Source organism: Delftia sp. ZNC0008 (assembly GCF_000799035.1).
Lineage (GTDB): Bacteria > Pseudomonadota > Gammaproteobacteria > Burkholderiales > Burkholderiaceae_C > Comamonas > Comamonas tsuruhatensis.
The window spans coordinates 1-8,191 of the sequence record NZ_JTKZ01000402.1; the positions used below are offsets into that span (position 1 = coordinate 1).

At 53.5% G+C, this 8,191-nt stretch carries 9 protein-coding genes and 1 pseudogene; 5 read left to right on the forward strand and 5 right to left on the reverse strand.

The genetic code is table 11. The features are described 5' to 3' along the window. Positions 1-186 precede the first annotated feature (186 nt). Complete coding sequence (locus tag L995_RS13515; RefSeq protein ID WP_047472250.1) at positions 187-588, forward strand: hypothetical protein; 402 nt, start codon at positions 187-189, stop codon at positions 586-588. A 15-nt stretch (positions 589-603) separates the two neighbouring features. On the opposite strand, the gene L995_RS33100 is transcribed toward L995_RS13515, so the two are convergent. Together L995_RS33100 and L995_RS33105 are read right to left on the reverse strand one after the other, a co-directional pair. Further along, positions 604-1,587, reverse strand: coding sequence for a hypothetical protein (locus L995_RS33100; RefSeq protein WP_156136068.1), 984 nt, complete (start codon positions 1,585-1,587; stop codon positions 604-606). Then, positions 1,547-2,131 carry a hypothetical protein gene (locus L995_RS33105; protein ID WP_156136069.1) on the reverse strand — a complete coding sequence of 195 codons (585 nt, stop codon included), beginning with the start codon at positions 2,129-2,131 and terminating at the stop codon, positions 1,547-1,549. Before L995_RS33105 ends, L995_RS33100 begins: the two co-directional genes overlap by 41 nt. Here L995_RS33105 and L995_RS33110 point away from each other — a divergent pair. From L995_RS33110 to L995_RS33115, 3 genes and pseudogenes are all read left to right on the forward strand, one after another. After that, positions 2,130-2,324: a hypothetical protein gene (locus L995_RS33110; protein ID WP_156136070.1), complete on the forward strand. Its 195-nt coding sequence runs from the start codon at positions 2,130-2,132 to the stop codon at positions 2,322-2,324. The genes L995_RS33105 and L995_RS33110 overlap by 2 nt on opposite strands. A 253-nt stretch (positions 2,325-2,577) precedes the next feature. Continuing rightward, positions 2,578-2,949, forward strand: a pseudogene (locus tag L995_RS13520) (hypothetical protein); the annotation flags it as partial. 375 nt (positions 2,950-3,324) lie between these two features. Further along, complete coding sequence (locus tag L995_RS33115; protein WP_156136071.1) at positions 3,325-5,751, forward strand: hypothetical protein; 2,427 nt, start codon at positions 3,325-3,327, stop codon at positions 5,749-5,751. A gap of 144 nt (positions 5,752-5,895) precedes the next feature. Here the strand turns inward: L995_RS33115 and L995_RS33120 are convergent, their stop codons facing one another. Continuing rightward, positions 5,896-6,069, reverse strand: coding sequence for an XRE family transcriptional regulator (locus L995_RS33120; protein ID WP_156136072.1), 174 nt, complete (start codon positions 6,067-6,069; stop codon positions 5,896-5,898). 204 nt (positions 6,070-6,273) lie between these two features. Here L995_RS33120 and L995_RS13530 point away from each other — a divergent pair, with 204 nt between their 5' ends. Then, positions 6,274-6,645 carry a hypothetical protein gene (locus L995_RS13530; RefSeq protein ID WP_047472246.1) on the forward strand — a complete coding sequence of 124 codons (372 nt, stop codon included), beginning with the start codon at positions 6,274-6,276 and terminating at the stop codon, positions 6,643-6,645. 46 nt (positions 6,646-6,691) lie between these two features. Here L995_RS13530 and L995_RS13535 read toward each other — a convergent pair whose 3' ends face one another. Beyond that, entirely contained in the window at positions 6,692-7,732 is a 1,041-nt protein-coding gene (locus tag L995_RS13535; protein ID WP_047472247.1) for a FecCD family ABC transporter permease, read from the reverse strand. Beyond that, positions 7,729-8,191 (reverse strand): FecCD family ABC transporter permease (locus tag L995_RS13540; protein WP_047472248.1); only part of this gene is annotated, 463 nt, incomplete at its 5' end. The genes L995_RS13535 and L995_RS13540, both read right to left, overlap by 4 nt.

An 8,191-nucleotide genomic window follows, 5' to 3' on the forward strand; every position in this document is an offset into this window, starting at 1 on the left:
AAGCCTGTCCTTCGGCAGGCTTGCAACCCCGCAACCGCCACGACGCAGGCGCGGACATACGGGAGGGGGAAAAGGCAGCAGACGCAGGCAGCGGGCGCGCCCAGGACTTTCCCCTTGGCCCCGCTGCAGCCTTGAACTAGCATGGCCTGCACCGCCCCGGCCGGGGCGGCTCTCCTTTGGGCATCGATGAGCTTTCCCGTTCAGATTCCGATCCGAGTCCCCTGCCCTCCGGGCGCCTGCATCTGCGAGCACGACGCCCTGCTCGCCGACTCCATGGCCGACCAGCGCATCCTGCGGCTCACCAGGGAAGAGGAAAAACGCCTGCTGCTGCGGCTCGAACAGATCACCAGCCTGCAGGACCTGCGCCATGTGGAGCAGCGCATGTATGAGCAGCTTGGCATCAGAGTGCGCATCGAGCCCGGCGCCAGCGAAGTGCGTACGGTGCGCGGCATACAGATTGAAGTTCAGCCCATGCGCGGGCTGTGCAGCAAGACACGGCAGGCAATTCCTGCGGCGATTCGGCGGGGGATGGAGAGGACGCCGGAGGTGGCGTTTGAGTTGTTGGATGAGGGGGGGTTGTTTGGGTAACTTCAGGCACCTTTCCTACTTTTTAATCTGCTCGAAGAATATTGCAGAATTTCCTGTTTTGATTGCATGTACAAAAATACGGTAAGCTGAATCAAAATCCTTTAGATAAACATCTCCTTGATCCCTGGCTGTTGCCGAGCGAAATGCTTCAAACCTTGAGTTTTCGCATATACCTGTGTTTGCACACATGTCCACAGCGTAGTAATCATTGCCACCGCAGTCAGATCCAGTTCCTTCGCAAACGGCCGCAATCCAGCTATTCCTTACCGCAGCAAGAGCTTTTCCACCAGAAAACTCTGTACCATCCAAATTCATTTTCTCATCGTGTGAAGCGATCAGACCCAGACCAGCCTGTTCTAGCAAAATCGGATCACGTTTATGAAAAATACGGCCAAGAATTTCTTGCTGCTTGAGTGAGTCACTGCCAACCTCGTTCCATTGGCTGCGAAGTTCCATCAACCCTTTTGGAAATCTAGGGTCGCTTTCAAGCTGACGAACTCTTTCTGCCGAGATTTCATCCGAACTGAAGGAACTGCATCTGGACCATAGCAGTTCCTTGGCTTGATCCTGCTTGGTGGATGCGGTTTTTACGCCTTGCACTCCTGACCGGATGATCATGTAGCACTGCTTCAAAATGGTATCTGCATACAGGCCTGCCTCTTCGGTGCCCGCTTGGGCCAGCTTTTCCATAACCGCCCGATAGTCTCTGGAATTCTGCATCAAATCGATAGCTTTTCCCGTATCGCTCTTTTCTGGCAGCTTATTCAAAGCACCAACATCAGGCAGCGCTGCCGTGGCTTGCCCTGAATCTTTCTGCTCAACTACATCAGATGACAAATTGACTTCTTTTTCAAAACTAGTGTTTGGCCCCTGAAACGTTTGTGCAAGATAGTATGCAACAAGCAATCCCATCGATAAAAAAATGATTGCCAAAATTAATTTAAATGAGATTTTCATTTCATGATTTCCCGCAAACATGATGAGGCTTTGGGATTCCATCACCCAGCTTCAAAGACCCTGGCATGGACGACGGAACTAAGGCAGCCGACATGCCAGGACTTGTTACCAACCAGATCTCCGAACCACCATCGGCATATACCACTCTCAACTTTCCATCATGCCACGGGGTGGTACCACGTCCAAAGATCTTCTGCCATGTATTCAAACTCTGCCTTACCACTCTGAAGACTGCCTCCGCAGCCATCCACCTTGTATTCGGATCTGCATGAGACGTTGTACCTTTAGAGGCTTCTCCCGTACAACGCACGTCCTCGAGAGATGTAGATTTGAAATTAAGAAACCCCATCATAAGTGGATAACCACTGAACGCGGTTCCAGCGCCCCCTCCACGATTGAATTCAAACCCATCAACACCAAAACCGCCTCCATAGGCAAAATTATCTGTGATGGTGACTACCGGCAATATTTGTGCCGTAGCCGGCATCGAGAACAACCAAAACGCCAAAACCAATACGAAACTTGCTACTCCTTCAATCACATTGACAAAATACTTTGATTTCACATTCAATTTTATTTGATTCATGAACTCCTCCCGAGCTTCAATTAAAAATCAACAAAATCGTGGAACTCAAGCCACCAGCTTTTCGCTGGCATTATTTTTATCAAGGCTTTATCAGCTACAGCCTCCTTCCATGAAGAATACTTCACAACAAAAAACTCAACAGAATATTGCTATTGAGCTACAGGCGTTGCGCCGACAAACATCGACAATTTGAAACAATGCATCAAACGACGCCACGGCTACCACGTGGCGCGGATTTTCATGGGGAGGGGGAAATTTTTGTTATTGCCTGCGCATGCAGGCGCACCAGAATAATAGGGTGCTTTACTCTGAAGACCGGCAATTTGCAGTATCGCCACCATCAGCGATGATCATGGCAATGATCTAACTGACAGTTGTGGAAGATTTTGTCACGGGATATCTAAGGCCGCAAGCGCAAGTTGCTGCCAACCTTGCATTCAAGGTCAATGACCAACTTGGTTTGCAGGGGCCTTGGCCGATATCACAGCGCCCTGCTCGCCGACCCCAGGGCCGACCAGCGCATCCTACGGCTCACCAAGGAAGAGGAAAAGCGCCTGCTGCTGCGGCTCGAACAGATCACCAGCCTGCAGGACCTGCGCCATATGGAGCAGCGCATGTATGAACAGCTAGGCATCCGCGTGCGCATCGAGCCCGGCGCCAGCGAAGTGCGCACCGTGCGCGGCATACAGATCGAGGTCTTGCCCATGCGCGGGCTGTGCAGCAAGACGCGGCAGGCGATTCCTGCGGCGATTCGGCGGGGGATGGAGAGGACGCCGGAGGTAGCGTTTGAGCTGTTGGATGAGGGAGGATTTTTGGGTGAGAGTTTTGGCGGTCTGTGGAGAACGGGTTACGGCCAGAAGGAGCCGTTCGGTCTAGCTTCGTTCTTGCGAGAAGTAGCGGCCCGACTGCGTGGTTTGCATTGAAGAGTGCTTTGCGGAAAGACAGCGCACGAACCATGTCGGATGGCATTTCCACTGACAAGCGAGACGAGGCCTCAACACTCTGCTCCTCTCTTGAGAGTTGGCTTGGCGATCCACATTGTCCGACTTGATACAGTCGCTAGCTTCTCACTCAAACAGCAACACTCGACGTATGAGCTGCTTCAGGCGATGACCATCCGGCAGGCTCGACAGCTAATTATTTGAGAAAAGCACCTTGGTTGCGCTACTATGCTTGCGTTCGGAGGTATATGAATGTCACACGTCATTGCAGCAGAAATTGTCTCATTCGCAAAATCAGCAGATCTAAACGAGGCCGATACGAGATTTCAGATCATTGATAGGATTTTGCGCGAAATCCTTGGTTGGCCTATTGCGTCATTCCGCATGGAACAAAACTCTGTTGACGGATATGCAGACTATCATCTGAATCGTACCTCTGGACGACCAGCCCTCATTATCGAGGCCAAAAGAACAGGCGTTTATTTTGATTTACCAGCAAATTTCAATTATAAAAAAAGATTCAGAGCTGTAAAAACCAAAACACTACTAACTTCTGCGACAGCTAAGGCTGCAATTATTCAGGCACAACGATATTGCGCTGATGAGGGTTGTGAGTTTGGCCTCGTGACGAATGGGCTACAGTTTATAATTTTCAAGGCCTTTCAAAAAGGCAAGGCATGGAAAGATTTGTCAGCCTTAGTCATTTCAGATATCGATTGGTTTGAATCCAATTACATGGAAGCTATAGAGCTTCTCGGGTATACATCTGTTGTAGAGCAGCATAGTTTACAACGCGCTTTCCAAGGCGGAGCTCCTGATAGTGGAGAAATATTTTTCCCCAAAGAGCGAATAGTCTCTTTTAATCAGACAATCAATTCGAATGCGCTTGCCAGGCAAATAAGGGGCATAGTCTTACGCTATTTTGGCCCAATTGATGTCGATGACTCGGAATTCGTTGAAAAATGTTATGTGCATGAAAGAGCGCATGACAAAAATATCATGGGAGTTCGCACTCTGATCAAAGATTCTGTTTCACCATTCATGCAAAATTATGGAATCATAGAAACTGAAGACATGGATTCTGGAGGAGTTTTTGCTAATCGGCTTATCGATGGAATGCGCAAAAATACAAACGGCGATATAGTAATATTATTTGGTGGAAAAGGGTCTGGCAAGTCGACTTTTATAAAAAAAGTACTTTATTTTCGCCCACCTTCCTACCTAAAGAAAAACTGCATACCCGTTGTAATTGACATGCTTCCCTCGCCGAAGGATGCCATTTCAGTAAGAAAATTTCTATGGGAGTCATTGACCAAGCAGTTGGATTCAGAGAATTTATTGGCTTCAGATCGAGCACAGCTATTGCAGCTTTTTTCAGATAGATTTGAAGTAGCACAAAAACAGTCATTGGCGGGCCTTCACTATGAATCAGAAGCCTATAATTTAAACTTAAATCAACTGATCAAAGAATGGAAGAATGATGAAAAATATGTGGCTCAGCGTTTAGTGGCATGGCACATGCTTCATCACAGAAGCGTGATAGTGGCAGTCGATAATACAGATCAACTAGATAATGAACTGCAAGACTACACTTTCTCTCTTGCAGCCGAGATTACCGAGAGCTTAGGATGTGTAGTACTTATATCTATGCGGGAAGAGAGATTTTATGCTTCTAAGATTCGCGGATTTCTCGATGCATATCAGAATAGTGCTTTTCATATTAGCTCACCTACTCCTGATGAGGTTTTTAATAAAAGAATCAACTACGTCTTAGAGCTTATAAAATATGGTGAGATAGAAATTGAGCAGCATTCAATTGACAATATAACTGCATTTTTCAGAGTTTTCAGGAACGATTTTTCCAGAAGCCCAGCGTCTCCTTTGAATCAGTTTATAAGTGCCTCAGCTCACGGAAATATCCGTCTTGCGTTGGACCTTTTTGGTGACTTGATACTATCTGGCTATACAAATGCACAGGAGATGGCCCAATCTGCTGGAGGATGGAAATTGCTAATTCATCAGGTTATCAAGCCTCTTATGACACCAACACGCCTTTTTTACGACGAGAAAAATAGCAAGATCCCGAATCTCTATCAGATTCGAACCAATGATGGGGGATCGCACTTTACGGGATTAAGAATACTTAAGCGACTTTCTGTTGCCCAGGATCCACTCTCGCCTGCATTTGTTCCTCTGCCTGAGCTACGAGGATTTTTTTCCGATGTCTTCGGTTCTGATACTGATTTTCGGTATTGGATAGATAAATTGCTTGCATCCAATCTGATTGAGTCATCTACCCGGCACGACGCGTTTTCAGATGAAATTGATGCAATTCGTATAACTTCTTTTGGACAGTTTGCGCTGGATGAACTGCACAGGGCCTTTACGTACATCGATCTCGTTTGCACGGATTGCGGGATGAGATCTGAAAGCCATTGCAATGCTCTGGTGAATTTGGCGAATGCAGAAGTTCAGTTATTTAAAGATGGAAAGCGATTTGACCGCGTGAAGCTTAGGCTGGAAAAGATGGAGCTATTTTTGAATTATTTAAGTCAAGAAGAGCAAAGAGAAATCGCCTATTACGATCTTTCTCCAGCGTATCATTTTTTACCAGCAACAATTAGCAGCTGGGAGTCAGAGAAGCCACGCATCCTATTAAGTGCCAATAGGAATAAATAATATTTAACGGGCAACAAATAAATTCCCGCATCATTTCTGCAACCTCTCTCGTGTCCTCATAGCTCTAAATTCAAATCATGAATTTTTGACAGAAGCGAACGATCGATAAGGGTCGCAATCCGCCTTCCACGCAACCCGAACGCCCTACCTCTTCAACACCTCGCCCACCCTCTTGCGCACCGCCCTGCTCGCCTGCCCATACCTGAGCAACAACTCCGCCACCTCATCATCCGTATCCGAATAGAAAAGCGCCATCGGCACCTTGAGCACTTCCGCCAACTTGCGCGCGGTCAGGAGGTCCGGTCTGTGTTTCCCCAGCTCATAGCGATTGACCCGCGGCCAACCACAAACTGGTAGGCACCCGCCTCAAGTCCATCCGGCAGCCCCCATCTTCTTGAACGCCCTGCCAATCAGCTACGCAACTCGTAGTATCTGCGTCAAGAAAAACCGGCAAGCATCATCCCTTTCTGAAGGAGATGCAATGTCAGACACCAATGGAATGCTTCGTGGAGAGTCGAACCCATGAAGCACATCCCCTCATCCCCTCCCCCCGAAAACACCCACACCCAGAAGCTCGCAACCGCACTGCATGAAATGGACCGCTTCGTGCAGCAAGGCTGTGCCGAGGTTTCCGCCCTGGCCCAGCTGGCGCTGGCCTGGCTGGAGATCCCCGAGGGCCATCAGCGGCTGGACGTGGTGGCGCAGGCGCTGGTGACCATTCGCAACAGCGCTGAATCGCTGGCGGAGTTCGCGGGCAGTGAAGCCCGGGTGATGAACTGCGAGTACGAGGACCAGGCGGAGGTGCGCCGCAGCGAGGCTGCCAAGGTGGCTGCCGAAGAGGCCGGGCATGTGTACACCGTGGTGGGGCCTGGGGCGGCGCGGGGCGTCAGGTAGTCCCGCAGGTACTGGGGCTGCGCCCCGTTGCACCCTGCACGACCGTCTATCCCTTGCGTGTGCGAAACAGCAGCCACAGCAGATACACCCCGCCCAGCAGCCCCGTCACCAGCCCGATGGGCAGATGCAGGCGCACGGGTGCCCAATGGCTGAGCATGTCGGCCGCCAGCAGCAGAACGGCGCCCATGGCTGCCGCCGTGAACAGGGGCACGTCGGGCGACAGCCCCAGGCGCCTGGCCAGCTGGGGCGCGGCCAGCGCGATGAAGGCGATGGGCCCCGCCGCTGCGGTGGCGATGGCGGTCAGGGCCACTGCGGCCATCACCATGGTGAGCCGCGTGCGCGGCACGTTGACGCCGAGCTGGGTGGCGGCATCGTCGCCCAGCTCCAGCAGGTTGATGCGGCGGGCGCACCACAGCACGACGGGCACGATGGCGATGAAGCCCAGCGCGGCGGGCACGACATGGGCCCAGGTCCGCGCGCTGAGCGAGCCGGCCAGCCAGCGCTGCGCGGCGACGGCCCGGTCCAGGTCCCCCATGACCAGCAAGATGGTGTTCAGGCCCGAGAGCGTGGCCCCCACGCCTATGCCCACCAGCACCAGCCGGTAGCCGCCGGCAGCACGCCGGCCTCCGGACAGCGCAAGCACGACCGCCGCCGTGGCCATGCCCGACAGCACGGCGGCCAGCGATGTCCACAGCGGCCCGGCGTCACCCAGCACGATGAGCGCAATCGCCCCGCTGGCCGCGCCGGTGGTGAAGCCGATCACGTCCGGCGAGCCCAGCGCGTTGCGGGAGATGGACTGAAAGATGGCGCCCGCCATGCCAAGCGACGCGCCCACGAAGACGGCCGTGAGGACACGCGGCAGCCGCACCCGCTGCACGATGCGCTCAGCTGCGGGGTTGGAGCCCGTGCCCAGCAGGCTGTCGAGCACTTCGGCGGGGCTGAGGGACAGGGTTCCCGTGCCCAGCAGCAGCACACCCAGCACCAGGGCCAGCACGACCAGCGCCATGCCCACGGCCAGCGGCCTGGGCCGCCAGAGAAACGAACAGGCTCCCCAGCGCACAACGGATGTGTTCACGGAGGTCTTCATAGCCTGCTCAACCGGTATCTGCACGCCACCCAGACAAAGAACGGCCCGCCGATCAGGCAGGCGACGATGCCCGCAGCCACTTCGGCAGGCGCCGCGACGACGCGGCCCAGCACGTCGGCACCCAGCAGCAGCACCGCCGCGTAGAGCGCGGACAGCGGCAGTATCCAGCGGTAGTCCGGCCCGCACGAGAGGCGTGCCAGATGCGGCGCCACCAGGCCGACGAAGGCGATGGGCCCCACGGCCGCCGTGGCCGCCCCGGCCAGCAGCATGACTGCAAGGCAGGCCAGTTGCGCGGTGGCGCGCACATTGACGCCCAGCGCCAGGCCCACGTCATGCCCCAGCACCATGGCGTTGAGCTGGCCGACGATGGCCCAGGCCGCCGCCAGCCCCGCCGCCACGGCGGCCGCCAGCACGGCGGCGCTGGCATAGCCGCTGCCCTCCAGGGAGCCGGCCGCCCAG

Coding starts and splice junctions, on each gene's coding strand:
- L995_RS13515 (WP_047472250.1), top strand. CDS start 187: ATGAGCTTTCCCGTTCAGATTCCGATCCGAGTCCCCTGCCCTCCGGGC.
- L995_RS33100 (WP_156136068.1), bottom strand. CDS start 1,587: ATGGAATCCCAAAGCCTCATCATGTTTGCGGGAAATCATGAAATGAAA.
- L995_RS33110 (WP_156136070.1), top strand. CDS start 2,130: ATGAACTCCTCCCGAGCTTCAATTAAAAATCAACAAAATCGTGGAACT.
- L995_RS33105 (WP_156136069.1), bottom strand. CDS start 2,131: ATGAATCAAATAAAATTGAATGTGAAATCAAAGTATTTTGTCAATGTG.
- L995_RS33115 (WP_156136071.1), top strand. CDS start 3,325: ATGTCACACGTCATTGCAGCAGAAATTGTCTCATTCGCAAAATCAGCA.
- L995_RS13530 (WP_047472246.1), top strand. CDS start 6,274: ATGAAGCACATCCCCTCATCCCCTCCCCCCGAAAACACCCACACCCAG.
- L995_RS13535 (WP_047472247.1), bottom strand. CDS start 7,732: ATGAAGACCTCCGTGAACACATCCGTTGTGCGCTGGGGAGCCTGTTCG.